At 70.5% G+C, this 25574-nt stretch carries 25 protein-coding genes, 1 tRNA gene and 1 other RNA gene; 16 read left to right on the plus strand and 11 right to left on the minus strand.

Annotated elements, in window-relative coordinates; all coding sequences use genetic code 11:
* Positions 1-9: 9 nt before the first annotated feature.
* Positions 10-237 (minus strand): helix-turn-helix domain-containing protein, encoded by a 228-nt coding sequence (locus DLJ58_RS04825; protein WP_124854045.1) that lies wholly within the window; start codon positions 235-237, stop codon positions 10-12.
* Between the two features lie 216 nt (positions 238-453).
* On the opposite strand from DLJ58_RS04825, the gene DLJ58_RS04830 reads away from it, so the two are divergent.
* The gene (locus DLJ58_RS04830) at positions 454-963 is read left to right on the plus strand and encodes a DUF6912 family protein (protein WP_124854046.1); all 510 of its coding nucleotides are present in this window, start codon (positions 454-456) and stop codon (positions 961-963) included.
* 146 nt (positions 964-1109) lie between these two features.
* On the opposite strand, the gene DLJ58_RS04835 is transcribed toward DLJ58_RS04830, so the two are convergent.
* Positions 1110-2243: a hypothetical protein gene (locus DLJ58_RS04835; protein ID WP_244218777.1), complete on the minus strand. Its 1134-nt coding sequence runs from the start codon at positions 2241-2243 to the stop codon at positions 1110-1112.
* A 292-nt stretch (positions 2244-2535) separates the two neighbouring features.
* Here DLJ58_RS04835 and pruA point away from each other — a divergent pair, with 292 nt between their 5' ends.
* From pruA to DLJ58_RS04885, 10 genes are all read left to right on the plus strand, one after another.
* Positions 2536-4164 carry an L-glutamate gamma-semialdehyde dehydrogenase gene (gene pruA / locus DLJ58_RS04840; RefSeq protein ID WP_124854047.1) on the plus strand — a complete coding sequence of 543 codons (1629 nt, stop codon included), beginning with the start codon at positions 2536-2538 and terminating at the stop codon, positions 4162-4164.
* 176 nt (positions 4165-4340) lie between these two features.
* Positions 4341-4856, plus strand: a complete 516-nt coding sequence (locus DLJ58_RS04845) for a PadR family transcriptional regulator (RefSeq protein WP_091393967.1) — start codon at positions 4341-4343, stop codon at positions 4854-4856.
* 64 nt (positions 4857-4920) lie between these two features.
* Positions 4921-6042: a peptide chain release factor 2 gene (gene prfB / locus DLJ58_RS04850; protein ID WP_124854048.1), complete on the plus strand. Its 1122-nt coding sequence runs from the start codon at positions 4921-4923 to the stop codon at positions 6040-6042.
* A gap of 118 nt (positions 6043-6160) precedes the next feature.
* Positions 6161-6841 (plus strand): cell division ATP-binding protein FtsE, encoded by a 681-nt coding sequence (ftsE, locus tag DLJ58_RS04855; RefSeq protein WP_030331491.1) that lies wholly within the window; start codon positions 6161-6163, stop codon positions 6839-6841.
* Between the two features lie 67 nt (positions 6842-6908).
* Positions 6909-7784 carry a permease-like cell division protein FtsX gene (gene ftsX / locus DLJ58_RS04860; RefSeq protein WP_124854049.1) on the plus strand — a complete coding sequence of 292 codons (876 nt, stop codon included), beginning with the start codon at positions 6909-6911 and terminating at the stop codon, positions 7782-7784.
* 149 nt (positions 7785-7933) lie between these two features.
* A complete protein-coding gene (smpB, locus tag DLJ58_RS04865; RefSeq protein WP_124854050.1) occupies positions 7934-8413 on the plus strand; it encodes an SsrA-binding protein SmpB in 480 nt (159 codons plus the stop codon).
* A 104-nt stretch (positions 8414-8517) separates the two neighbouring features.
* Positions 8518-8893, plus strand: a transfer-messenger RNA (tmRNA) gene (gene ssrA / locus DLJ58_RS04870).
* A gap of 69 nt (positions 8894-8962) precedes the next feature.
* A complete protein-coding gene (locus DLJ58_RS04875; protein WP_124854051.1) occupies positions 8963-9640 on the plus strand; it encodes a hypothetical protein in 678 nt (225 codons plus the stop codon).
* Between the two features lie 171 nt (positions 9641-9811).
* On the plus strand, positions 9812-10321 hold the full coding sequence (locus tag DLJ58_RS04880; protein WP_124854052.1) for a hypothetical protein: 510 nt from the start codon (positions 9812-9814) through the stop codon (positions 10319-10321).
* 45 nt (positions 10322-10366) lie between these two features.
* On the plus strand, positions 10367-11308 hold the full coding sequence (locus DLJ58_RS04885) for a hypothetical protein (RefSeq protein ID WP_124854053.1): 942 nt from the start codon (positions 10367-10369) through the stop codon (positions 11306-11308).
* A gap of 6 nt (positions 11309-11314) precedes the next feature.
* On the opposite strand, the gene mdlC is transcribed toward DLJ58_RS04885, so the two are convergent.
* Entirely contained in the window at positions 11315-12910 is a 1596-nt protein-coding gene (gene mdlC / locus DLJ58_RS04890) for a benzoylformate decarboxylase (protein WP_124854054.1), read from the minus strand.
* Positions 12911-13232: 322 nt separating this feature from the next.
* Here mdlC and DLJ58_RS04895 point away from each other — a divergent pair, with 322 nt between their 5' ends.
* Positions 13233-13823 carry a YqgE/AlgH family protein gene (locus tag DLJ58_RS04895; protein ID WP_030490862.1) on the plus strand — a complete coding sequence of 197 codons (591 nt, stop codon included), beginning with the start codon at positions 13233-13235 and terminating at the stop codon, positions 13821-13823.
* A gap of 89 nt (positions 13824-13912) precedes the next feature.
* A tRNA-Ala gene (locus DLJ58_RS04900) sits at positions 13913-13985 on the plus strand.
* A gap of 84 nt (positions 13986-14069) precedes the next feature.
* Here the strand turns inward: DLJ58_RS04900 and DLJ58_RS04905 are convergent.
* The 7 genes from DLJ58_RS04905 to DLJ58_RS04935 form a co-directional block, all read right to left on the minus strand.
* On the minus strand, positions 14070-14330 hold the full coding sequence (locus DLJ58_RS04905; RefSeq protein WP_124854055.1) for a YciI family protein: 261 nt from the start codon (positions 14328-14330) through the stop codon (positions 14070-14072).
* A gap of 89 nt (positions 14331-14419) precedes the next feature.
* Positions 14420-15724 (minus strand): ATP-grasp domain-containing protein, encoded by a 1305-nt coding sequence (locus DLJ58_RS04910; protein WP_124854056.1) that lies wholly within the window; start codon positions 15722-15724, stop codon positions 14420-14422.
* Entirely contained in the window at positions 15717-16682 is a 966-nt protein-coding gene (locus DLJ58_RS04915; RefSeq protein ID WP_124854057.1) for a sulfotransferase family protein, read from the minus strand. The genes DLJ58_RS04910 and DLJ58_RS04915 overlap by 8 nt, the downstream gene beginning before the upstream one ends.
* Before the next feature lie 50 nt (positions 16683-16732).
* Complete coding sequence (locus DLJ58_RS04920; RefSeq protein ID WP_124854058.1) at positions 16733-17953, minus strand: peptidogalycan biosysnthesis protein; 1221 nt, start codon at positions 17951-17953, stop codon at positions 16733-16735.
* A complete protein-coding gene (locus tag DLJ58_RS04925; RefSeq protein ID WP_124854059.1) occupies positions 17943-19268 on the minus strand; it encodes an MFS transporter in 1326 nt (441 codons plus the stop codon). Before DLJ58_RS04925 ends, DLJ58_RS04920 begins: the two co-directional genes overlap by 11 nt.
* Complete coding sequence (locus tag DLJ58_RS04930) at positions 19258-21006, minus strand: carbamoyltransferase N-terminal domain-containing protein (protein WP_124854060.1); 1749 nt, start codon at positions 21004-21006, stop codon at positions 19258-19260. The genes DLJ58_RS04925 and DLJ58_RS04930 overlap by 11 nt, the downstream gene beginning before the upstream one ends.
* Before the next feature lie 783 nt (positions 21007-21789).
* The gene (locus tag DLJ58_RS04935) at positions 21790-21912 is read right to left on the minus strand and encodes a 50S ribosomal protein L36 (protein ID WP_030490864.1); all 123 of its coding nucleotides are present in this window, start codon (positions 21910-21912) and stop codon (positions 21790-21792) included.
* Positions 21913-22036: 124 nt separating this feature from the next.
* Here DLJ58_RS04935 and DLJ58_RS04940 point away from each other — a divergent pair, with 124 nt between their 5' ends.
* The gene (locus DLJ58_RS04940; protein WP_124854061.1) at positions 22037-22975 is read left to right on the plus strand and encodes a lytic polysaccharide monooxygenase auxiliary activity family 9 protein; all 939 of its coding nucleotides are present in this window, start codon (positions 22037-22039) and stop codon (positions 22973-22975) included.
* 27 nt (positions 22976-23002) lie between these two features.
* Here DLJ58_RS04940 and mgrA read toward each other — a convergent pair whose 3' ends face one another.
* Entirely contained in the window at positions 23003-23998 is a 996-nt protein-coding gene (mgrA, locus tag DLJ58_RS04945) for an L-glyceraldehyde 3-phosphate reductase (protein ID WP_124854062.1), read from the minus strand.
* 70 nt (positions 23999-24068) lie between these two features.
* Between mgrA and DLJ58_RS04950 the strand changes: the two genes are divergently transcribed.
* Both DLJ58_RS04950 and DLJ58_RS04955 read left to right on the plus strand, forming a co-directional pair.
* A complete protein-coding gene (locus tag DLJ58_RS04950; RefSeq protein ID WP_124854063.1) occupies positions 24069-25049 on the plus strand; it encodes an aldo/keto reductase in 981 nt (326 codons plus the stop codon).
* A complete protein-coding gene (locus tag DLJ58_RS04955) occupies positions 25046-25552 on the plus strand; it encodes a hemerythrin domain-containing protein (protein WP_124854064.1) in 507 nt (168 codons plus the stop codon). The genes DLJ58_RS04950 and DLJ58_RS04955 overlap by 4 nt, the downstream gene beginning before the upstream one ends.
* Positions 25553-25574: the final 22 nt, after the last annotated feature.

Here is a 25574-nt window from a genome sequence, read left to right on the forward strand (position 1 = left end):
GGGCTTCTACTACTCGGGGTCGCGGTCGACCAGCGGGTTGCTCTGCACCCAGTCTGCTGTCTCGTCGTATTTGCGCGCGATGTACTCCTCCAGCCGGGCGCGTTCGACGCGCCACTGGCCGCGCCCGCCGATCTTGATCGCCGGCAGTTCGCCGCTGCGCACCATGTGGTAGACCTGCGAGTCCGACACGTTGAGCTCGGCGGCCACGTCGGTGAGCAGCAGGAACCTCGGCTCCACAGAAACTCCCGGGGTTGATGTCGTTTGGCTCAGTTTGCCACCGACAGCCCTCGCCGCCCAGCATGGGACCGGGTCGGTGGCGGGACCGATCACGCGGGACACACCGGCTGGGAACTTCCTCCGGCCCGAGGCGGGGTGTATGACGGTCACGGCGTGCGGCATGATCTGCGCCCGTGCCGGCGGCCGCCGGTGGAGGACGACGCGGGGAGACGACCGGTGACCGACGAGCTTGTCCGGGTGTACGTGCCGGCGACCGTACCGATGCTGGCCCGGCTGCGTGCGGAGGGCCTGGCCGCCGACCAGGCGCACGCCGTGACCCCGGCGCTGCGCGAGTGGTACGCCGAGGGTGACGAGGAGGAGTTGGAGTACGTCGCCTTCACCCGGGCCGCCCAGGACGCCCTGCACCTGCTCCGGGCCGACCCGACCGCTCCCCGCCGTCGCGTCGTCATCTCGGTCGACCTGCCGTCGGCAGCGATCGGGCGCGGCGACGGCGAGCTGGGCTCCAGCGCGGTGACGTTGACCGACGCCGTGCCGGTGGGCTCCGTCGCGGCAATCCACGTGGACGGCGCGGACGCGGCCGAGGAGGTCGGCGCGGCGGCCGACGTCGTGGCCGAGGCGGCGGCTGGTGACCCGGACGCCCAGTTCACCGTGGACGGCGCCGAGGACCACGAGCTGGAGTGGTACGACGTGACGGAGCTGGACCAGCTGCTGACCGCGACCGACTGAGCCGAACACCGCCCCAGCAGCAGCCGGACACCGGGCACGAACGCCGAACGCCGACCCTGTTCGCCTGCGCCGGCCTTGGTCGCCGAACGCCGACCCTGGTCGCCTGCGCCGGCCTTGGTCGCCGAAACGCCGACCTCGGTGAGGCGTCAGCGAGCCGGGTCCGCCTTCGCCGGGTCCGCGTCGGTCGTCTCAGCTGGGTCGCCGTCGAATGTCTCGGCCGGGTCCGCGTCGAACGCCTTGGCGTAGCCCGGCTTGTCGTCCGCCGGATCGACCTGGTCCGCGACCGGGTTCGGGCTGTGGGCCGGTTCGTCGTCGTCGCTGTGGGCCGGGCTGAGCGTGCGGCCGAATGCGATGAGCGCGGTCAGCGCCCCCACGAAGAGCACCCAGATGCCGTTGTCCACCCGCGAGGTGCCCAGCGAGGTCTGCGCCACCGCGTCCGCCTCACTCAGCGCGCTGGCCAGGTCGAGCAGCGACCGGCCACCAACCCTGATGATCACTTCGGCGAGCAGCAGGAGGAGCCCCGGCCCGGCGCCGGCGAGCAGGTACGCCGGCCAGCGCAGCGCCGGGGCCTCGGGATCGCGGCGGACGGCTCGACGCCGTGCCCAGGTCAAGTAGCCGAAGGCCAGAAGCCCGGCGAGCAGCCCGGCGACGAGCGATTCGGTACGGGACACCCACTTGGCCGCGTTGATCAACGATTCCTGGCTGTCGCCGGAGCCGAAGAGGTCGAACAGCGGGTCCCGGGCGCGGCTGAACGCGACCACGAAGATCAGCGTGCCCAGCGCGGCGGTGACCACAGCGCCGATCGCCGGGGCGGTCCGCGCGCCGGCCAGCGCGCCCCCGATGATCGCCGCGGCCGCGGTGGTGCCGGCGATCACGTTGGTGGTGGACGTGTCGAAGTAGGTGAGGTTGATGGCCACCGCGGCAGCGAGCCCGACCAGCATTCCGCCGCCGATCGCCCCGGCGAAGCGCAGCGTGGCCCAGTCGCCGTACCGGCGGGCCAGCAGGTTGCCGGCGGCCAGCGCGACGGCCGCCCCGGCCACCAGTGCGGCCGAGATCACGCCGGGCAGGGCGAACGCGGAGAGGCTGATCGCGGTGACCCCGGCCGCCGCCGAGGTGATGGCTTCCCGGGTGGACCAGAGCATGGCGGCCAACCAACCGAGCGCCAGCAGCGCGAGCACTGCGGCGCCGGGGGCGGGCAGCGGCCGACTGCCGGCACTGGCCGCGTCGACCGCCGGCTCGTCCGACTCAGCGGCCGGGACGCGGCCGGGCTGCTTGGTCATCGTCTCCCCTTCGAGGCGGCAGGTCACCGACCATTCAGGGTACGCGGGCCCGCTGGGCTGCCTGTCGCCCCGGGACGGCGGGACGGATCGAGACCGGTCGGTAAGGAGAGGAGGGGTGGGGCGGTCCTTGGTGCAGGGCGGTGGCGGAAGTGGGTCGCGTGGCCCGTCGTGGGAGAATCAGGGGAGGTCCCGCCGCTGCTCGGCCTCTCGTGGTGGCGTCCGGTGTCCGGCCATCCGGTCGGTCCCCGCGGGTCCGGTTTCGCCACTGCTGTCGAGATCGCCAGGAGCCTTGATGGATGCCGTGTTCTCCGTTCCCGAGCCGCGCAACGAGCCGGTTCGCAACTACGAGCCGGGCAGCCCCGACCGGGACCGGCTCCAGCGGCGGCTGACCGAGCTCGCCGCCGAGCGCATCGACCTGCCGATGACCATCGGCGGTGAGCAGCGGATGGCCGGCGGTGACCCGATCAACGTGGTGCAGCCGCACAAGCACTCCCACGTGCTGGGGGTGACCGCGCACGCCACCCACGACGACGCGCGCGCCGCGACCAAGGCGGCCAAGGACGCCGCGCCGATGTGGCGGGCTCTGCCCTTCGAGGAGCGCGCCGCGATCTTCCTGCGCGCCGCCGAGCTGCTCGCCGGCCCCTGGCGGGACACGCTCAACGCCGCCACCATGCTCGGCCAGTCGAAGACCGCGATCCAGGCGGAGATCGACGCGGCGTGCGAGTTCATCGACTTCCTGCGGTTCAACGTGCACTTCGCGCGTCGCCTGCTCGAGGAGCAGCCGGCGTCCTCGCCCGGCGTCTGGAACCGCTTCGACCACCGCCCGCTGGAGGGCTTCGTCTACGCGGTCACCCCGTTCAACTTCACCGCCATCGCCGGCAACCTGCCGTCGGCGCCGGCCCTGCTGGGCAACACGGTGGTCTGGAAGCCGGGCCCGACCCAGCAGTTCGCCGCGCACTTCACCATGCGGCTGTTCGAGGCCGCAGGCCTGCCGCCCGGCGTGATCAACATGGTCACCGGCCGGGGCGAGGAGGTCTCCGACGTCGTGCTCGCCGACCCGGATCTGGCCGGCATCCACTTCACCGGTTCGACAAAGGTCTTCCAGCAGTTGTGGCGGACCGTGGGCGACAACATCTCCCGTTACCGGGGCTACCCGCGCCTGGTCGGTGAGACCGGCGGCAAGGACTTCGTCGTCGCGCACACCAGCGCCGACGTGGACGCGCTGCACACCGCGCTGATCCGTGGCGCGTACGAGTACCAGGGCCAGAAGTGCTCGGCCGCTTCGCGGGCGTACGTGCCGCGCTCGATCTGGGAGGGTGGGCTGCGGGACCGGCTGGCCGCCACCACCGATTCGCTGACCTACGGTGACGTGGCCGACTTCGGCAACTTCGGCGGTGCGGTGATCGACGACAAGGCGTTCGCCCGGCACACCGCCGCGCTGGAGCTGATCGCCGGTGACGACAGCTGCCGGGTGCTGGCCGGTGGCACCGCCGACGACTCGGTCGGCTACTTCGTGCGACCGACGCTCTTCGAGTGCGGCGACGCCGCCCACGAGACCTTCACCACCGAGTACTTCGGGCCGATCCTGGGCGTGCACGTGTTCGACGACGCCCGGTTCGACGAGGTGGTCGCGCAGGCGGAGTCGATCGCCCCGTACGCGCTGACCGGCTCGGTGTTCGCCACGGACCGTCGGGTCGTCGAGTCGGTCGGCGAGCGCATGCGGTACGCGGCCGGCAACTTCTACATCAACGACAAGCCGACCGGCGCGGTGGTCGGGCAGCAGCCCTTCGGTGGCGCCCGCGCCAGCGGCACCAACGACAAGGCCGGCTCCTGGCTGAACCTGGTCCGTTGGATCTCCCCGCGGACGATCAAGGAGACCTTCGTGCCGCCGACCGACCACACGTACCCCCACATGGGCTGACCGGCGACAACCCGCCGGCGGCGCGCGTGGGCGCCGCCGGCGGACGCCCGGAATGTGCAATCCATCGATAGTCCTCAACGGACAGTCTGCCGCCGACAGTGCACTTAGGAAGTCCTGTCGGGTGGCAAACCGGCAAATCCTGGACGCCGGGTGCGCAAAGTGGCAGCGTAGTGGGCATGGCGGATTCCGGAGTCAACCCTACGGCGGCGGCCCTGCTCGGCCTCCTCCACGAGGGCCCGATGACAGGCGGTCAGTTGATGGCCGCCGCTGAGCGCCGTCTGGCGCCGTACTGGTCGATGACCCGCAGTCAGGTGTACCGCGAGTTGCCGGTGCTGGCTGAGCGGGGTTTCGTGCGGCTCGGTAAGCCGGGCCCGCGGATGAGCCAGCCCTACGCACTCACCGCCAGCGGAAAACGGACGTTTTCCCGCTGGCTCGCGGAGAACCCGGGGCGCGACACCATCCGCAACCCGATAGCGCTCCGGATGGCTTTCGGCAACCTGCACTCCGCCAGCCAGCTGAAGGGCCTGTACGCCTCGGCCAACGAATACCACACCGAGGCCCTCGCCCAGGTCCGGGAGCAGGTGAAGAACGCCAAACGGGACGGCGAGACGTACGACGCCAGCGCGCTGGAGTTCGCCGTCGCCTACCACCGGGCTGCCCTGTCGTGGCTGAAGTCCGCCCCCGTCGGGTGACCTGCGGCCAGTTCGCGCCTCCACGACGAGCTGCGCAGCCTGCGGCACAGTACGCTTGTCTGTCGTGACCGCTGCCGATTACGCCGAACAGCTCAAGGAACTCGACGCGACCCTGCGAAACATCGAGGCCGTCCTCAACATCGACCGGCTCCACGAGGACAAGGCCCGCCTTGAGCAGGAGGCGTCCGCCCCCGATCTGTGGGACGACCAGGCCAAGGCCCAGCAGGTGACCTCGCAGCTGTCGTACGTCAACGGCGAGATCAGCAAGCTGGGCAGCCTGCGTTCCGGCCTCGACGACGCCCAGGTGTTGCTGGAGCTGGCCGAGGCCGAGGCCGACCCGGGTGTGCTGACCGAGGTCGAGTCGGAGATCACCGGGCTGACCAAGGCCATCCAGGAGATGGAGGTCCGCACCCTGCTCTCCGGCGAGTACGACTCCCGGGAGGCGCTGGTCGCCATCCGGGCCGGCGCGGGTGGCGTGGACGCCGCGGACTTCGCCGAGATGCTGCTGCGGATGTACCTGCGCTGGGCGGAGCGGCACGGCTACCCCACCGAGGTCTACGAGACCTCGTACGCCGAGGAGGCGGGCCTGAAGTCGGCCACCTTCGCGGTCAAGGTGCCGTACGCGTACGGCACGCTCAGCGTCGAGTCGGGCACGCACCGGCTGGTCCGGATCAGCCCGTTCGACAACCAGGGTCGTCGGCAGACCAGCTTCGCGGGCGTCGAGGTTCTGCCGGTCACGGAGCAGACCGACCACATCGACATCCCGGAGAACGAGGTTCGGGTCGACGTCTACCGCTCCTCCGGGCCGGGTGGGCAGAGCGTCAACACCACCGACTCGGCGGTGCGCCTGACGCACATCCCGACCGGCATCGTGGTGACCTGCCAGAACGAGAAGTCCCAGTTGCAGAACAAGGCCTCCGCGCTGCGGGTGCTCCAGGCCCGGCTCCTGGAGCGCAAGCGCCAGGAGGAGGAAGAGAAGATGGCCGGCCTCAAGAGCGGTGGCACGAGCTCGTGGGGCGACCAGATGCGCTCCTACGTCCTGCACCCGTATCAGATGGTGAAGGATCTCCGAACCGAGCAGGAGACCGGCAATCCGAGCGGGGTCTTCGACGGCGACCTCGACGATTTCATCGAGGCCGGCATCCGTTGGCGCAAGCAGCGTCAACTCGCTGGCGACGGTGCGTGACGGCGCGCGGGCGGAGCGCGTCATCGATCTCCAGGTAGAGGCCTGATTCGACGACTCGTGCCGGATCGGCGGGGCGTGGGGCTTGGCTCAGTTGTTACACCGCGTAGACTCACCACCCGTGATTCAGCTTGAGCAAGTGACGAAGACGTACCCGAAGGCGTCCCGGCCTTCGCTCGACAACGTGTCCGTCTCGATCGAGAAGGGCGAGTTCGTCTTCTTCATCGGTCCATCCGGCTCCGGCAAGTCCACGATCATCAAGATGCTGCTGCACGAGGTGGCCCCCAACAAGGGGCGCGTCGTCGTCAACGGCAAGGACGTCACGTCGATGCGCTCCTGGAAGCGACCCCACTTCCGGCGTTCGATCGGCTGCGTCTTCCAGGACTTCCGGCTGCTGCCCAACCGCACCGCGTACGAGAACGTGGCGTTCGCCCTCGAGGTGATCGGCAAGACGAAGGCGGTTGCCCGCCGGGTCGTGCCGGAGGTGCTGGAGCTGGTCGGGCTCGGTGGCAAGGAGCACCGCTACCCGCACGAGCTCTCCGGTGGTGAGCAGCAGCGGGTCGCCGTCGCCCGGGCGTTCGTGAACCGTCCGCTGATCCTGCTGGCGGACGAGCCCACCGGAAACCTGGACCCGGACACCTCGATTGAGATCATGCGCCTGCTGGACCGGATCAATCGCACCGGCACGACCGTCGTGATGGTCACCCACGACTCCAACATCGTGAACCAGATGCGCCGCCGCGTCGTTGAGATTGAGAGCGGTCGCATCGTGCGTGACCAGGCCCGCGGCGTCTACGGGTGAGCCGGCGCTCCACCCCTGCGCAGCCTGACGACGAACACCTCATGCCGGAGACCCGGAGGAAATCCCGATGCGCGTGAAATACGTCCTGTCCGAGGTACTGGTCGGACTGTGGCGCAACGTGACCATGTCCATCGCGATGATCATCACGATGGCGGTCTCGCTGACCATGCTCGGCGCCAGCGGTCTCATGTACCGCCAGGTCGACGACATGAAGGACCTCTACTACAAGAACATCGAAGTCTCGATCTTCTTGACTCAGGAGGTGACCGAGCAGGAGCGCACCGACCTCCAGACCAAGCTCGACGGCGACCCCCTGGTCAAGGACGTCCTCTACGTCAACAAGGACGAGGCGTACAAGCGCTTCAAGGAGATGTACCAGGACGCGCCGGACCTGGTGAACGCGGTCAAGCCGGACCAGCTGCCCGAGGCGTTCCGGCTCAAGCTGAACAACCCGGAGCAGTACAAGAACGTCTACGACCAGTACAAGGACACCGCGGGTGTCGAGGAGATCATCGACCAGAGTCGACTGCTCGACAAGATCTTCAACATCCTCACCTCGATCCAGAACATCGCCCTGGCTGCCGCCATCGTGATGGCGATCGCCGCCCTGCTGCTGGTCGCGAACACCATTCAGGTGGCCGCGTACAGCAAGCGGCGTGAGGTGGCGGTCATGAAGCTGGTCGGCGCGTCCAACTGGTTCATTCAGGCGCCGTTCGTGCTGGAGGCGGTGGTGGCCGGCCTGATCGGTTCACTGCTCGGTCTGGTGGCCCTGGTCGCGGCGAAGTATCTGCTCTTCGACGGGTCGTTGAGCGCGTTGCAGGGTCTGCTCTCGCCGATCACCTGGGGCGACATCCTGTTCATCTTCCCGCTGATGGCTGGCGTCGGTGGTCTGGTCAGCGCGGGCACCGCCTGGATCACGCTGCGCTTCTACCTGCGGGTCTAGGCACCGTACGGGTCGTCCCGTTGTCTCCCGAGGACCCTCCCGCAGCCGGAAATAAACGGCGCGGGAGGGTCCTTGTGATTCGGGTAGCATGATCGGTTGTCCGGCCGGGGTGAACCCGGCCGCGGACTCCAGGAGAGGGGGTGGCCCCGATGCCACGGGAAAAGGGGCGCAAGGTGGTCGCCTCCAACAAGAAGGCGCGTCACGACTACGCCATCTTCGACACGTACGAGGCGGGCATGGCGCTGACCGGCACCGAGGTCAAGTCGCTGCGGGCCGGGCGGGCGTCACTTGTCGACGCGTTCGCGCAGGAACGGGACGGCGAGTTGTTCCTGCACGCGATGCACATCCCGGAGTACACCCAGGGCACCTGGACCAACCATGAGCCCCGGCGTACCCGCAAGTTGCTGCTCAACCGGGGCGAGATCGACAAGCTCCTCGGCAGGACCCGCGAGGGCGGTTTCACCATCGTCCCGTTGCAGGTCTACTTCTCGGACGGCTGGGCCAAGGTCGAGATCGCCCTGGCCAAGGGCAAGAAGTCGTACGACAAGCGTCAGGACCTCGCCAAGCGGGACGCGGACCGGGAGATCGCCCGGGTGTCCGGTCGACGCGGCAAGGGAATGGACGACTAGTTCATCCTGTTTGTCCGGGTCGGCGTGCCGGCCCGGGGCTCGGGATGAAAGCTGTTGCGGCAGGCGTTAGTCTTGTCAGTGCCGCCACATCGGCGGCCTGTCGAGGGGGTGACTGGTTTCGACTTCGTACGCAGCGACAGGGGAAGCGAGCCGAGGAAGCCGACGTCGTCTCGAGAATCGGTCGTCGGAAACTTATAAGCGCCAAGCAAAATCGCGCTGACTTCGCTCTCGCCGCCTGAGGCGAGTAGCTAAGTCTGTCGGCCTGGGAACGCCTTCGTCCCAGTAGCCGGCATCAGCTAGGAGGCTGGCCAATCGGACCCGGTCGCGGGGTCCGTGCGGCGAGATTAATCAGCGACTGGGCCCGTCACACCAACTTGCTCGCGTGAGCGGTGGGGCCGAGTAGAGGCACAGCGAGCTGCGCTCGGAGAAGCCCTGACAAACCGGCGAAGGACCCGGGTTCGATTCCCGGCACCTCCACCACCTCGAACGAAGCGCCCCGGCCCACCAGCCGGGGCGCTTCGTTGTTCGCGGGGTCTTACGCTGCCCCCTGTGACCAACCAGGAGCTGCGCCTGTCGGTCGGCGCGTCGCCCGGCCAGCGCGTCGTGGCGGTGGCGTTCGGCGTCCTGCTCACGGCCGTCGGCGCGGCGTTCGTGGCACTGCCTCTCGTCGCCGACGGGCTGTTGCGCCGGCTGACCGGCCCGGGTGACGCGTTCGCCTCCTATGAGGAGGCTCGGGACCTGCCACCGGGGCTGCTGCCGCCCGGGCTGAGCGACTCCGCCGACCCGAACCAGTCCGGTCCCAGCCCGTTCGTCGGCCTGTGTGGCCTGCCCTTCGTCCTGCTCGGCCTCTTCCTGGTGCTGCGGGTGCTCCGCACGGCCGCCTGGCTGGACGGCAGCCGGGCGCGGGTACGCGGTGCGCTGCGCACCCGCACCGTCGACCTCGCCACCGCCCGGATCGAGTCCGGCGCGGTGTCGTACCGCGAGGCGGACGACGACGGTCCGGCCGGCGAACCGCAGGCGCGGGCCATCCTCGCGACCGAACCGGGGAGTGCCCGGGGGGTCACCATCCCACTGCGCGGCATGGGGCTGCCCGTCCTGCCGCCGTCCGAGCTGCGGGCGCTGGCCGAGGCGATCACGACGGGTCGACCGGGCGACGAGCTGGCCGGCGACGCGCACGCCGTGGCCGACCACCTGCGCCGGCTGGCAGAGCGCCCGTCGACGGACTGAGGCGGTCGTACGTCCCAGGAGGCCCGTGCGGCGCCGGGGCCGTACCAGCGTGGCTGGTGGGGTCATTGGGCCGGACGGGGCAGATGAGACGGCTCAGGGCCCTGGACAGGGCGGGCCGAGCAGCCTCACCATCGCGGTATGGGGTAGCAGCGCCGCCGCGCGGGAGGTGCCATGGTCACCGGTCCGGTCCAGCAGCCGTCAGTCGTCGCCCGACCGCGCGTCGCGCATCCGGCGGGGCTCCCCGCCGATCCACACTCCATTGGTCTACCCGGCGCGCCGCGCCCGGCCGGCCTCACCGGTGACGTGCACGCCCTCGGCCGGGCCGTCGCCGTCGCCAACACCGAGCCGCGCTGGCGCGAAGAGGTTCTCCTTCGGCTGCGTCCGGTGCGCCAGGGCTTCGCCGAGCACGTCCGGGTCACCGAAGGTCCCAGCGGCCTCTACCGGGAGTTGCTCACCCAGTCGCCGCGACTCGACCACGGCGTGCGGCTGCTGACCCGGGAGCACGTGGCGATCGTCGCCGCGATCCTGGCGGTCCAGCAGATCGCTGAGCGGCCCGAGGCGCACCCCGATGAGCTGCGACACCGGGCCGGTCACCTGCTGCGGGGGTTGGCCCGGCATCGGCGGCGCGGTGCCGACCTGCTCTGGGAGGCGTACCAGACGGATCTGGGTGGCGAGACCTGAGCCCAGGTCGGGAACCGGCCGGTCGGCGGAGGCGTCGAACCGTACATGAATCGGCCGGCACTGCTGCTCGTACTCCCGTTGCTGCTCACGGCGGGCTGCGCCGCGACCGACGCCGGTCCGCGCAGCCCGACGCGCGGCGTGGAGGCGTTCGACCAGCGAGCCGCTCAGGTCGCCGAGGCGTGGCGACCCGGCCCCGACTGGCGCACGGGCTACGTGCCGCTGGAGGGGCCGACAGTGCTCACCGATGACCCGGGCTTCACCCCCGAGACCGAGGCGGCCTTCCGGGCCGGGTGGTACAGCGCGCAGGTCGGAATACCGCCCACCCGGGTCGGCGGCGAGATCCAGTTCCCGGACGGACGGTTGAGGCTGCCGTTGGTCAGCGCCGCCGAGGCGTACCGGCAGCTCGACCAGGGTGACCCACTGCCCTGCCCGGGGCGGCCGAAGCAGCCCGGTCGGCCCACCCCCGGCGGCCCGACCGTCGAACCGGGGCCCGACGGGTGGGGCACGAGCAGCACGCAGACCGCCTGTCTCCCGCTCACCGTCACCGCTGTCACGTTCGGCGCCGTGCCGGTACGCACGAGCCGGGGCGTGGCGCAGGTGCCGGCCTGGCTGTTCACCATCAAGGAGCTGGCCACCCCGGTGGTCCGGCTCGCCGTCGCGCCGTCGGCGGTCACCCCCGTCCCCGAGCCGACCACGCCGGCCCGGCCGCTGCCGGACGGGTTGGTGGCGGCCCAGGACCTGGCCGCCGTCGACGGCGCCCGACTGACCGTGCGGCTCGGCGTGGGCGCGTGCGACACCGGGATCACGCCGCTGGTGTGGGAACGGCCGGACGTCGTGGTGGTCGGTGGCGGCGTCACCCGGGCCACCGGGGAATGCATCGCCCTGCTGAAGGTGGAGCCGGTCACCGTCACCCTCGCGGCGCCGCTGGGCAGCCGGCCGGTGCTGGACGTCTTCACCGGTGCCCCGCTGTCGATCGGGCCGCGCTGACTCGGTTCAGAGGATGCTGGGCACGTCGGTGCTGATCGGCACCGGCAACACCGTGGGCCGGTCGGCGCGCAGCCCGGCGGAGAGCGCCGCGCCGAGCTGATCGGGGGTTTCCACCACCTGCGTGGCACAGCCGTAGCCGGCCGCGATCGCGGTGACGTCCAACCCCGGCAGGTCCAGGCCGGGCACCCCCGGAGTGTGCTTCAGCTCGGCGAACGCCTTGAGGATCGCGTACTGCTGGTTGACCGGGACGACGACCACCACCGGCAGGGCCAGGCGCGCGGCCGTCCAGAGCGCCTGCACCGAGTAGTGGAAGGAGCCGTCGCCGATCACCGCCACCACCGGGCGACCGCGCCCGGTGTCCCGCTCGGCCAGTGCGACGCCGATCGCCGCCGGCAGGCCGTAGCCGAGGCCGCCGCTGGCCATCGTGAAGTACGACGCCGGGCGGGTGATCCGCAGCTGACGACGCAGCGCGGACAGATTGGATGGTGACTCCTGGACCAGCACGCCGTCGGTCGGCCAGTGTGCGGCCAGCGCGGCGAACATGGCGTCGGCGCTCAGCGGGGTGCCGATCTCCGGCGGTGGCGGTGCGTCCGGTCGCGTGGGTGCCGGCCGGTCGCTCGGCGGCACCCCTTCGACAAGCGCGGTCAGTGCCAGCCCCGGGTCGCTGAGCAGGCTGTCACCGACCGGGGCTCGCGCGGCCTCGTCCGGGTCGTCCGTGATGTGCAGCAGCCGCGCGCCGTCGGGCAGGTGCCCGCCCGGCACGTACGGGTAGTAGCGGAACACCGGGGCGCCGACGACCAGCACCATGTCGTGCCCGCGCAGCGCCTCGGCGAGCGGACCGATCGCGTACGGCAGCACGCCGCGAAAGTGCGGGTGGTCCTCGGGGAACACCGCCCGCTCGGTGGCGGGTGCCGACCAGACCGGCGCGGCGAGCCGCTCCGCCAGCGCGACCGCGGCCGGCCAACTTCCGGAGCGGTCCACCCCCGGCCCGTACACGAGCACCGGGTTGCGGCTGCCGGCCAGCGCCCGGACGAACTCCTCCAACCGCTGAGGGTCCGGCGCGAACCGGGTGGCCACCGTTCGCGGCGCGGGCGGCGGGTCGGCTGGCTGGGCCCAGTCGTCCATCGGCAGGGAGAGGAAGACCGGCCCGGCCGGTGGCTGCACCGCCGTCGCGTACGCCCGCAGCATCGCCGCGGGGATGTCCTGCGCCCGGGCCGGCTCGTAGGCCCACTTCACGTAGGGCTGCGGAAGCTCGGTGGGTCGGCGGCTGGCCAGCCGGGGTTCCAGGAGCAGCATCTCCCGGGTCTGCTGGCCGGCGGTGACGATCAGCGGGGTCTTGTTGTGCCAGGCGGTGACCAGGTTGCCCATGCCGTTGCCGGTGCCCGGTGCGGTGTGCAGGTTGACGTGGGCGGGCACGCCGCTGGCCTGGGCGTAGCCGTCGGCCATCGCGACGGCCGTCGCTTCGTGCAGCGCGTGGACGTAGTGGAAGTCGGCGGGGAAGTCCTGGAGGAACGGCTCCTCGGTCGAGCCGGGGTTGCCGAAGACAGTGGTCATACCGAGGGTGCGGAGCACGTCGTACGTCGCGTCCCGGACAGTTGCCATCGCCACCCGCCTCCGTGTCGCGGGCAGGGGCAACCGCGGTCGCCCTCCCGATCAGCCGAATCTATCGGGATGTGACGGACCTTTCGGGCGTTTCTCGGCCGTCGGTGGCCCCGATCGGTCGATCACCGGGAGCACCGCCGTCGGGTGCGTCAGTCCTTCGTCTCAACTGTCCGATCACCCGCCGGTCAGACCTTAGCCAGCACCCAGCACGCAGGCTATGGTGCCAGGCATGGCGTTGACAGGGCGGCTGAACCCGATGCGGCGGGCGGATTCGGTCGATGACCGGCCCCCGGCGCGGGCTCACGGTTGACGGGTGTGTGGCATGCAGGGAGAGGGCCAGGCGATCGGCGGACGAGCGATGGAGTCGATGACCGGGCGGCTGCTGGTCGCGACTCCGGCGCTCAAGGACCCCAACTTCGACCGTACGGTGGTGCTGCTGGTCGCCCACGAGCCGGGCGGAGCGCTCGGCGTGGTGCTCAACCGGGCCACCGAGGTGCCGGTGGCCGAGGTGCTCGGTGACTGGAGCGACCTGGCCCGCCACCCGGCGGTGCTCTTCGAGGGTGGCCCGGTGCAGCCCGACTCGGCCATCTGCCTCGCCCGGATGCGGCACCCGATGCGCCGGCTGAAGGGTTTCCACCAGGTTTCCGGGGCGGTCGGCACGATCGACCTCTCGGTCGACCCGGAGCGGCTGCGGGAGAGCATCGGCGGCATCCGGGTCTTCGCCGGCTACTCCGGCTGGGGCAGCGGCCAGTTGGAGCAGGAGATCGCCGACGGGTCCTGGTTCGTGCTGGACGGGCTGCCCGGGGACGCCTTCGTCGATCGGCCCGACGACCTGTGGCCGATGGTGCTGCGCCGGCAGGGCGGGATGATGGCCGCCGTGGCGCACTTCCCGCCGGACGTGGCCCTCAACTGACCCGGCCCGGCGGGGGACCCCCGCGAGATGACCATGCGGGCCGGTCTGTGTATAGTTTCCCAGTGCCCGGGCGACCGGGACGACAGCAAGGGGCCGTGGCGCAGCTGGTAGCGCACCACACTGGCAGTGTGGGGGTCAGGGGTTCGAGTCCCCTCGGCTCCACCCTTGAGAAACGCCCTGGTCGGGATAATCCGACCAGGGCGTTTTGCTGTTGCTGGCGGTTCCGCCGCGACGTCGTGGCCCTCGCTACCGGACGATCGGTGACCACTCCCGCTGACTGACGATCGTCACCCCGGGGGTCCGGTAATAGGGATCTTCGGCGACGACAGCGGCGAACGCTTCGGCGTCCGGGACGTCGAAGATCAGCAGGGCTCCGGAGTCGTCGGCGAACGGCCCGGCCATGACCAGCCGACCCTCCTGGTGCAGGGCCTGGAGACGCTCCCGGTGCGCCGGTCGGGCGGCGAGCCGGTCGGGTTCGTCGCCGAAGGACAGCTCCAAGATGAACACCGGTTCCTCCTCATCGGGGCGATCTTCGAAGCACCCTAGTCGATCCGGTGCGCCACCACCGTCTTGTCGTGGACGCCCGGCGGTGGTGGTCAGGGATCCACGATGATGTCGATCGCCGCACTCACCTGACGTTCCAGGTCGTCGAGGTCGTCGAGGGTCGGGGCGTCGATCAGGAACGTCACCCCACGGTCACCGGATTCGCGCAGCTCACCGAGGAGTGCTCCGCGTTCCTTGAGCACGATGACGTGTCGCAGGGCGGGCGGGTCGTCGGCTTCGCCCGGTGCGATGACCGGCCACGGCTGCCCCTCCGGCACCCACTGCGGCTCCATGCCCGGCCAGCGCAGCTTCACGTCCTGCAACGTTCCCCTCGGCTGGGGCAGGTAGACCTGGCGGGCGAACCGCCGGGGTGGGGGGTGTGCCGCCGGCTCGTCGAGCGCCACTTCCATGATCGTCTGCTCGAGCGCCCGACCGGTCGCCAGGTGGTAGAGCGGCATGATGCCATCGCCCGGAGTACGGGCGGCCACCTCCATCAGGACCGGCCGGCCGTCCCGGTCGAGGCGGAGTTCGGTGTGCACGATGCCGGCGACGAGACCGAGCCGGCCCACGATGTCGCGGTTGGCGGCGAGCAACCTGTCGTGATCCGCGCCGGGAGGTGCGGGCACGGTGTGGGCCATCTCGACGAACCAGTCCGAGCCGTCCTCGGTGGTCCGCTTCTGGGTCGCCGACTCGAAGACGATCCGACCGTGTTGGACGACCGCCTCCACCGAGTACTCGGCGCCGGTGACGTACTCCTCGACCAGCAGGGTCTCCGCCGCCGGGTACTCGGTGAGCAGCGCGGGCAGGGCCTCGGGGTCGAGCACCGCCCGGACCCCGGAACTCGACCGCCGCCCCGAGGGCTTCAACACCGCCGGGAACCGCACCGGGCCCACGTCCAGCCCGGCGCGCCCCTGCGGTGGGACGACGACCAGCCGAGGGCTCCACTGCGGCAGGTAGAACCGTTGCAGGTACTTGTTGCGACACACCCGCGCCGCGCGCACGCCCGGCCCGGGCAGGCCGAGCGCATCCGCCACGATCCCGGTCTGCTCGACGAGCATCTCGCCCGCGGCGTAGACCCCGACGATGTCGTACTCCTGCTGCCAGCGCTGGACGTGGGCGACCACACCGGAGGTGAAACTGCCCTCGATGCCGACCTCGCCGGTGACGAAGGCCGCGTCCGTGAGGTACGTCCCGGGACCCTCGCCCCGGGCCATGGCGGCCGTCGTTTCGGCCCGCCACTGTTCCGAGGTGATCAGCAGGATCCACAGCCCTCGACCGGCGAGGTCGGCGAGGAAGCCCCAGTTGCGGGCGATGACCCGGTAACCGCCGAGCAGCAGGAAGGCGTGGGCCTCACTCATAGCCGTACTGCTCCAGGATGTCGCCGAACAGCTCGGTGAAACGGGCCTCGTTGCGTTTGGTGAACCGCTCCCGCCAGGTGCCGGTGGTGCCCCGGAAGAAACTCCAGGAACTCTGGTCGTAGACCTTGCCGGCGACCTCCTCGGCGTCCGCGGTGGACCCGACGTGCTTCAGCAACCGGTCCACGGCCTCGAGTTGGCGTTGCCGGGACCCGCCGCCGCGCTCTCCGACCAGATCCTCGTAGCTGACCTTGCACACGTCGGGGTGGCGCAGCAGCCACAGCCCTCGCTCGAACTGGTCTCGCCCGAGGAAGGACGTGTCCCGCATCGCGTAGTCGAGCTTGTCCTCCCAGGTCGGCAGGGAGGTCAGGATGCGGTGGAAGATGTCGAACTCGTAGAAGTTGCCGTACCCCTCGCGGGTCCGCCCCTCCAGAAAGTTGACCATGGATACCAGTGCGTCGCGGGGGTCGCGGTAGTTGTAGACCAGGGGCGGGGTGGCGGTCTCCACCCACTCGGCGAAGAAGGACCCGTCCACCTTGCTGATGTCCAGCTCATGGAAGATCCAGCAGAGCCCGGCCGGGGTGTCCGCGAACCGCGAGTACGGCAGGTGCGGGTTGGTGATCACCGAGTCGGCGAAGTCGAAGCGGGTCTGCCCGTACCGGTTGACGACGTGCTGGCCCAGTCGGCGTTGCCAGTGCCAGCCCAGGGCGGACCAGGCCTCCTGGGTGCGGAGCAGGTACTCCTCCGTGCCCTCCAGCTCCAGCAGTTCGTCGTAGTCGGACTTCGACAGGGTGAGCGCGGCGATCTGACGTCGCTGCGCGTCGGTGAAGTCCGGGGTGTTGCGGGGGGTCGGCCGGGGCACCCCGGCCATCTTGTACCCCAGGTTGGTCATCAGACCCTGCATGAGGTGGGTGCCGGTCTTCTGCAGCGAGATCACCATGGCACGAGGGGCCAGCGGCATGTCGGTCTCCCGGTGGTCGTGCGTCGGATGCGACGCGGAATGAAGGGGAATCAGCGGACGTAGGCAGCCAGGTGGCCGGTGGTGCGCTCGTCGAGGAAGCGGAGGAGCCGGGCGAACGACTCCCGCTGTCGCTCATCGGGTGTCCACAGCCACAGCTCACGTTTGGCGACCCGGGCGCCTCGGCGGAACTTCGGAGCGAACGCCTCGAACCCGAGGCGGTACCGGGGCACGCCGGCCCGGATGCACGACTCGACGGGCTGCCCGAAGACCAGGTGGTGGTAGGCGACGCTGGTACCGGTGACGTCGTAGTCGCTGCCGTAGCCGAGGGTGCAGCAGCCGTGCCGGCCGTACATCTGCACCGTGCAGGCGAGAACTTCGGCGTCGGACCGGCCGGCCACGGCCACGCGGATCGCCCCGGGGAGCACCGCAGCCAGGTACGCGCGGGCCGCCCGCAGCTGGGGCCGGTTCGGTGCCGCGCCGTTGCGCTCGCCGGTGCGTGCCTCAAGGTCCACGATCCGGTCGACGTGCTCGGCCAGCGGCACCTCGCGGACCTGGAGCCCGGCCCGGGTCACCTCGCGCTCGGCCAGTCGGTAGTTGCGGCGCGTCTCGGCGTTCTGCCCGTCCAGGAACGCCTGGTAGGTGGGGTAGCCCTCCAGGTGCAGGGCGGACGCGGCGGTGACCGAGCCCCGGACGAAGCCGGCGGCCTCCAGCAGGCCACGCAGCAGCTCGTCGTCGACGGCCACGTACGGCAGGACCACCGCTGCGGCGCGGCCCTGCCGGACCAGGTCCTGGAGGGTCGCCACGACCTCCCGGCCGGCCTGCCGCCGCCGGGTGATGTCGACGTCGGGGGCGGTGAACAGCGGACTGCGGTCGTACGTGCGGACGACGAGCGGCTCTCCGACGGTGGTGGTGAGCCAGTCCGCGAGATCGCCCGACTCCGGTGCGTCCGGGCCGAGCGCGCCGAGCAGGGCCCGGTGCTCGGCGCGGATCCGGGTCGCGTCGTCGTCCTGGGTGAGCCGGAGGAACTGTTCCTCGGTGAGGAGTTTCCACGGGTGGCTGAACAGGCCCGTCCCGGCCGCGGCGGTGACCGCGTGGATCGCGGCAACCGGCCCCCGGTCGTCGTCGGCGGAGACCAGCAGCGCGGTGCCCGGCTCCAGCCGTTCGCGGAACAGCAGGTAGCCGTGGGCCGCGTCGGGTTCGGCGTCGGCGGCCAGCCGGGCCCAGGTTTCCTCGTCGACGGCGCCGATGCCGTCGGTCACGTCAGTCGCCATGCCGGATGGACCGTTCCTTCCGAGTCGTCGTGTCCGCGAGGGCCCGCACCTCGGACAGCTGGGCCGCCCTGCGCAGCGGAGAGGCGTACAGCAGCAGCGAGGAGACGGTGAGCGAGACGGCCACCACCCACACCGCCGTGGTCGCCCCGGCCAGGTCGGCCAACACCCCGCCGAGCAGCGCCCCGACCGGCAGCGAGCCGAAGGCTGCGATGCGGTAGCTCGCGGTCACCGCGCCGAGCAGGACGGGAGGGGGGACCTGCTGCCGTACGGTGACCGCCAGGACGTTGTAGACCGCCAGAGCCGCCCCGTTGATGACGAAGCCCGCGCCGAGCAGCACGGTCGCCGTGCCGGCCGCGGCGAGCCCGGGCACCAGCAGCAACCCGAGCGCGGCGACCGTGATCGAGACGGTCAGCGCCCGGCCGAGGTGCAGTCGGGCCCCGACCCGCCCGGCGACCAGGGAGCCGACCAGCGCCCCGACGCTGCCGAGCCCGATGACCAGGCCGATAAGGCCACCGGAGAGCCCGAGGGTGCGCACGCCGTACACCAGGAAGACCGTCGCGAAGGCCTGCTCGTGCAGGTTGAAGAGGGCCGACTGCACGCACAGGTCCCGGATCGGTCGGCTCCGCCAGACGTAGGCCAGCCCGGCCCGGATCGTCGGCGCGTCGCCCCGGTCGGTCGCCGGCCGCAGCGCCCGAGCGGGGAGGGTCGCCATCGCCATCGCCGCCGCGCAGAACAGTGCCCCGGTGACCACCGCGGCCCAGGAGGCGCCGGCGGACTGCACGATGAAACCCGCCGCCGCCGGCCCGGCCATCTGGGTCACCGACGTGGTGGCCTGCAACAGACCGTTGCCGGCGACCAGCCGGTCGCCGTCGAGCAACCGGGGCGCGGTGACCTGGGACCCGATGTCGTGCAGCACCGCCGCCGAGCCGATGAGGAACGCGCCCACCAACAGCGTCGTGAAGACCAGGCGGTCGGTGGCGGCCAGGGCCCCGATGCCGAACAGCACGACGCCGCGTGCCGCGTTGCCGGTGACCAGGATCCAGCGCAGCGAGGAACGGGCGGTCCAGGTGCCCACCAGCAGGGAGAACGCCAGCACCGGCACGAACTGTGCCGCGCCGACCAACCCCACCTGGGTGCCGCTGCCGGCCAGCAACGTCACGACCAGCAGGGGCAACCCGAAGGCGGTGATCTGGTGTGCCGACCGGGCAGCCAGGTCGCCCAGCCAGAGGGTACGGAACGCCGGCTCCCGCAGCGGGGGGCGCGGTGGCGCGCCGACGTCCGTACCCTCCGGCGGACGCCGGATGTCAGCTGACACCGGTGCCGGTGACGCTCGCTGACGCGTCCGACGAGGTGACTCTGCGGTACAGCGCGTTCTCGCTCCAGATGAGGTCGACCTGGCCCCACTCCATCGCCGACACCACGTCGGGGAAGAAGCTGCGGCCGTTGTAGTTCGCGCTGGTGTTGCAGAGCACCGGGATCCCGCTCCACTTGTGGTACTCGCGCAGGACGGCCGCGAGCATCGGGTTGTCCTCGGCGCTGACCGTCTGCAACCGGGCGGTCCCGTCGAGGTGGATCGCCGCCGGGATCCGGTCCACCCAGTCGGGGCGCACCCGGTGGTCGAAGAGCATGTACGGGTCGGGGGTGCCCGGGTCGAAGACCGTCGGAGCGTGGTCGGTCAGGCAGATCGGTGCGACCGGCCGGAAGCTCTCCCGACGCTTCATCCGGTTGAGCTCGTCCTTCATCGCCGGGTCCACCGCCGGGGCGAGGATGCTGCGCGCCCCGAGTGCGCGAGGGCCCAATTCGGCACGGCCGTGCAGGACCACCACCGGCTTACCGGTGCGGTGCAGCAGCCGGGCCAGCTCCTCCGGTCGACATGGCGCCACCGTCCAGCCAGCCGGAACGTGCGAGTTGTGCACGAGGTCGGGGCCGGCGAAGACGTTCCACGAGATCGGCGCCAGTCGCTGCTCTCCGCTGACCAGGATGGCGCCGGTGCCGACGGCCGAACCCGAATCGTCCGGGAAGGGCGGCACCCACATCTCGCGGATGGCCTTGTGCGCCCGCATGGCGCTGTTCCATTTGATGTTCAGGGCGCAGCCGCCAGCGAAGCAGAGGTTCCAGGGGCCGTTGCCCTTCCAGGACTCGGCCTTGGCCACGAGTCGCTCGACGAGCAACTCCTCGATGAACTCGTGCACGCTGGCGAGCACGTCGTCGTCGGCGACGCCCAGTTGGTCGGTGCGCCGACGGACGTCCTCCAGATAGGCGTGGACGTAGGCGTGCGAGGGCTCGCCGGTGCTGCCGCAACCGATGATCTCCTCCCGGTATTTGCGGACGGCCGGGCTGTTGGCCTCGAAGTGCTCGTGGAACAGCTCCCCGAGGACCTGCTTGATCGGCTCCCGGGCGGTGCCGAGGGCGATGTAGGCCATCAGCTTCCCGGCCACCGAGAGGTCGTCGACGTTGCGGGACAGCTTGTCGCGGCGGTACGGCCCGAAGTGCTGCGAGGCCATCGAGTAGAAGTGCCCGATCAGCGGGAAGACCTCGCCGCCGGGCTCGATGCGGCCGTCCTTGTCCACCGAGTAGAGCCGGGGGAAGCAACCGCCGTCCCAGACCAGGACGAGGCTCGGCTCGCCCCGTCGGGCGAAGGGGCTGGTGCTGTACGCGGCGGCGAGGTGGCTCGCCACGTGCACGTGGCTGACGTACGGCACTGTGGCGTCGCCGATGGGCAACTCGCCACGGTGGCCCGGCTGGGCTGGATTCGGCACCCGCTCGGTCTCCCGGTAGGGCGCCAGCCGGACGTCGACCGGGTTGCCGTTGTTGAGCCGGTGGGCCTGCCCGTGGACGGCGCCGTCCCAGCCGTCCAGCGCCCACTGGTCGACGTCGGAGATCTTGTACCCGTAGTCGCCCAGGATCCGGGCGATCAGCGTGAGATCGTCCACGTCGCTGTATCGGCGGTTGTTCTCCAGCTTTTGCGCCTCGACGTTGAACTCCAACACGTCGTCCTGGAAGAGGGCGACGCCCCCGCTCTGAGTGAGTTTTACTCCGCACGTAATACGCATAGATGCTTCCCCCCGTTTCGGCGACTTAAAATTCCTATCGATGTTCCGTCGGCAAGTCAACCCCCCGATCGTTGCCGACACCGATCAGCATGCCTCCGAGCTGCGCAAAGGGAAGTGTCGTTTCTCGATGTAGTTCGTTGCCCGCGTCGAGCCGGGACGGGGTTGTCGAGCGTCCTATCGGAGATACCGCAATGCCTATCGGGCTAATGGGATATGGAATTTCCATCATCTGAAATTCGCGCGTCACGAGTTGGTAACTTACCGCTGTCGGCTGCCAGGGTTGGTGTCGAGCCCGATCGCCAAAGCTGCGACTCGGGCGGCATTTGAGCAGCTCAGCTCGGCTGTGACGGGCATGGGGGATTAATGAGTGGCGATGAGGCCAGCTGGCGTCTATCTTCGACCGGGGGTGCCGCGCGGTCCGGGAGTCCTCCGGTGGACGAAGCGGATCTTGAGCGATGGATACGCGACATCCTGCAATCGACGCATCCACTCCGAATCGGTTCGGAACTGCGTCGCGCGGAACGCGTCGCGAGTGCCAGATTCTCCGACCCGACAATTGCCCAAGCGGTCCATCGGGCGGTCGCAGCGACAATGAACAGGCGTGATTGAGCGATCATCGCCAAGCACGCGCAACCTGCGGGCCCGGGACCGGAAAAGCACTCCCGGAAAAGGGTTGCTCTTCTTATCTTCCGGGTCGCTCGGTCATACCCGGACACGCAAAACGCCCCGACCGGATGACCCGGTCAGGGCGTTGGCGACTAGATGTCCGGTAAGGGCTGGGGGTCAGCCCTGCCGGCTCTTCCACTGCGGGTTGGCGCGGTTCACCACGACCACCCGGCCGCGACGGCGGACCACCACCGAACCCGGCTTCTGCTTCAGTGCACGCAACGAGCTACGTACCTTCATGTCTGCCTCCTCGGTGCAAGCGGTTCCGAGTATCGAAACGCCGCGCCCACCCGCAGGATTCCCGGCCGGTCAGCGTCGAACCTTTGCCCCCCGCCGGCCGTACCAGTGGGCGGAGGTCACCCTCATGCCCGTACGCCGGCTCCTCGCCACGGTGCTGGTCGCTGCCGCGACAGTGCCCCTGGCCGCCACACCCGCGGCCGCCCACGGCGCCCCGACCGACCCGATCAGTCGCGCGGCGGCCTGCGGCCCCGAGGGGCGGTACGCGGCCACCAGCGCCTGCCGGGCGGCGATCCAGGCCGGGGCGGCGGTTCGTGAATGGGACAACGTGCGAGTTTCCACGATCAACGGGCGAGATCGGGAACGAATCCCGGACGGTGAGCTGTGCAGCGGCGGGCTGTCCGCGTACCGGGGGTTGGACCTGCCCCGCACCGACTGGCCCAGCACCACGCTGACCACCGGCGCGAAGTTCACCTTCCGGTACCGGACCACCATCGAGCACCGGGGCACCTTCCGGCTCTACGTCACCACGCCCGACTACGACCCCCGCAAGAAGCTGACCTGGGCGGACCTGGAGTCGCGCCCGTTTCTGACGCTGACCGACCCGCCGGTGCGGGCCGGGGCGTACCAGTTGGCGGGCCGGCTGCCGGCGGGCCGCAGCGGTCGACACCTGATCTACACGATCTGGCAGAACTCCAACACGCCGGACACCTACTACTCCTGCTCCGACGTGGTGTTCCGTGGCGCCAAGTCCACCGGTGCCGCGGCCACCCCCACCCCGGGGAAAGCCGGCGCGACCAAGAGCGCGGCGGCTGCTCCGCGTACCGCCGCGAGTGGACCGGCCGCCACCGAGCCGGCGGTGGCGGCGGCGGCCGACCCGGGCGTGCCGGTGGCGTCGGTGACCAACCTCGGCGGCCGGTGGCCGGTGCTGGCCGGCGCTGCCGTCGTGCTGGTCCTGGCGCTGCTGCTGATCGGTGCCGGACGGCGACGTCGCGGCGCCGCCGCGCCGGTGGGCCGGCAGTGCGAGGTGCGCAACCACCGGGCCGGGCGGCGCCGGATCTGGTGATCCGACCCGCCCGGGGCCCGACGGCGTTCAGCCCAGGTGGCGCTCGATCTCGGCCAACTCGTCGGCGGTGAAGTCGAGGTTGTCCAGCGCGGCGATGTTCGTCTCCAACTGCTCGACGCTGCTCGCCCCGATGATCAGGCTGGTCATCCGCGGGTCACGCAGCGCCCAGGCCAACGCGAGCTGAGCGAGGGACTGGCCGCGCTGCTCGGCGACCGCGCCGAGCCCACGGATGGTGGCCATCTTCTCCTCGCTGAGGTCGCTCTCGTTGAGGAAGACGCTGGTGCGAACCCGCGAGTCGGCCGGGATGCCGCCCAGGTAGCGGTCGGTCAGCAGACCCTGGGCCAACGGGCTGTACGCGATGCAGCCCGCACCGACCTGCTCCAGCGTGTCGAGCAGGCCGTCGGACTCGGTCCAGCGGTTGAGCATCGAGTACGACGGCTGGTTGATCAGCAGCGGCGTACCCAGCTCGCGCAGGATCGCGGTGGCCCGCGTGGTCTGCTCCGAGTTGTAGTTCGAGATGCCGACGTAGAGCGCCTTGCCGGAGCGGACGATGGCGTCGAGCGCCCCCATCGTCTCCTCAAGTGGGGTGTCCGGGTCGAACCGGTGCGAGTAGAAGATGTCGACGTAGTCCAGCCCCATCCGGCCCAGCGACTGGTCCAGCGACGAGATCAGGTTCTTGCGCGAGCCCCACTCGCCGTACGGGCCGGGCCACATCAGGTACCCGGCCTTGCTGGAGATGACCAACTCGTCCCGGTACGGCTTCAGGTCGGTGGCGAGCATCCGGCCGAAGTTCTCCTCCGCCGAACCGGGCGGCGGGCCGTAGTTGTTGGCCAGGTCGAAGTGGGTGACACCCAGGTCGAAGGCGCGGCGCACGATGTCGCGCTGCCGTTCGAACGGGCGGTCCGGGCCGAAGTTGTGCCACAGCCCGAGCGAGACGGCCGGTAGCCGCAGGCCACTGCGTCCGCTGCGCCGGTAGGTCATGGTGTCGTAGCGGTCATCCGCAGCGAGGTAGGTCACGATCATGAGCCTAGCTCCGGCTCAGCGTGATGCGGATCGGGCGTGGAAACCGGGACATCGGGGTAGTTTCGACGCCATGCGTTTCATTGCGCTCGACACCCCCAAACCACTGTCCAAGATCGGCTTGGGCACCTGGCAGTTCGGCTCCCGGGAATGGGGGTACGGCCCGGACTTCGAACGGCGGGCGGCGCAGATCGTCCGGCGGGCCGTCGAGCTGGGCGTGACGGTCTTCGACAGCGCGGAGATCTACGGCTTCGGGCGCAGCGAACGCATCCTCGGCGCGGCCCTCGGCGACGACCGGCCGAAGGTGGTGATTGCCAGCAAGATCCTGCCAGTCCTGCCGGTGGCCGCTGTGGTGCAGCAGCGGGCGGTCGCCTCGGCGGCCCGGCTCGGCGTCACCACCATCGACCTCTACCAGGTGCACCAGCCCAATCCGCTGGTCGCCGACCACACCACAATGCGCGGCATGCGGACCCTGCAGGACGTCGGGCTGGTCGGCGAGGTGGGCGTGAGCAACTACGGGCTGCGCCGCTGGCAGGTCGCCGAAGCCGCCCTCGGCCGGCGGGTGCTCAGCAACCAGGTCCGCTACAGCATGCTGGACCGCGCACCCGAGCAGGACCTGCTGCCGTACGCGCGGCAGGCCGGTCGGGTGGTCATCGCGTACAGCCCGCTGGCGCAGGGCTTTCTCTCCGGTCGCTACGACGCCAGGAACCCGCCGACCGGCGCGGTCCGGCGCGCCAACCCGTACTTCCTGCCAGAGAACCTGGAACGCGGCGCGGCCCTGATCGACACAGTGCGCCAGGTCGCCGACGCCCACGACGCCACTCCCAGCCAGATTGCACTGGCCTACCTGCTGCGCCACCCGAACGTGCTCGCCATCCCCGGGGCGTCCGGGGTCGAGCAGATGGAACGCAACGCCGCCGCCGCCGACATCGACCTCGCCGACGACGAGTACACGGCGCTGGCCGAGGCCGCGAAACGCTTCCGCCCGATCACCGGGCTCGCCGCGATGCCGGCGATGCTGCGTGCCCGGATCGGCAAACCAACCGGAAAGTGAGCACAGTGGACGACATCACCGCGCTGATCCTGGACGACCACGCCGCCTTCCGGCGTGGCTTCGCCCGCCTCGACGACGCCCGCGACGAGCAGGAGATGCTCGCCATCTGGGACGCCCTCGCCCTGCACCTGGACATCCACGCCGAGGCGGAAGAGGCGATCCTCTACCCGCACCTGGTCAAGCACGGGGACGACGGCGAGGACGAGACCGCCGACGCGATCGGCGACCACAACAAGATCCGCGACGCCGTCGCCGAGGCGAAACTGCACCCGGTCGGCTCGGACCAGTGGTGGGAGGCGGTCGGCACCGCCCGCCGGGAGAACAGCGAACACCTCGCCGAAGAGGAGGACGAGGCGCTGCCCGACTTCCGCCGGCACGCCAGCACCGAACTCCGCGCCGAGCTGGGCCAACGCTGGCTGACCTTCTACGGCGAGCACAAGAACGGGCGCAACCTTCCGTTCCGCGACAAGGACCCGCAGCAGTACGTCGCCGACCACCGCTGAGATCTCCCCGGCACGGGGGAGT

Source organism: Micromonospora arida (assembly GCF_003857035.1).
Classification (GTDB): Bacteria; Actinomycetota; Actinomycetes; order Mycobacteriales; family Micromonosporaceae; genus Micromonospora; species Micromonospora arida.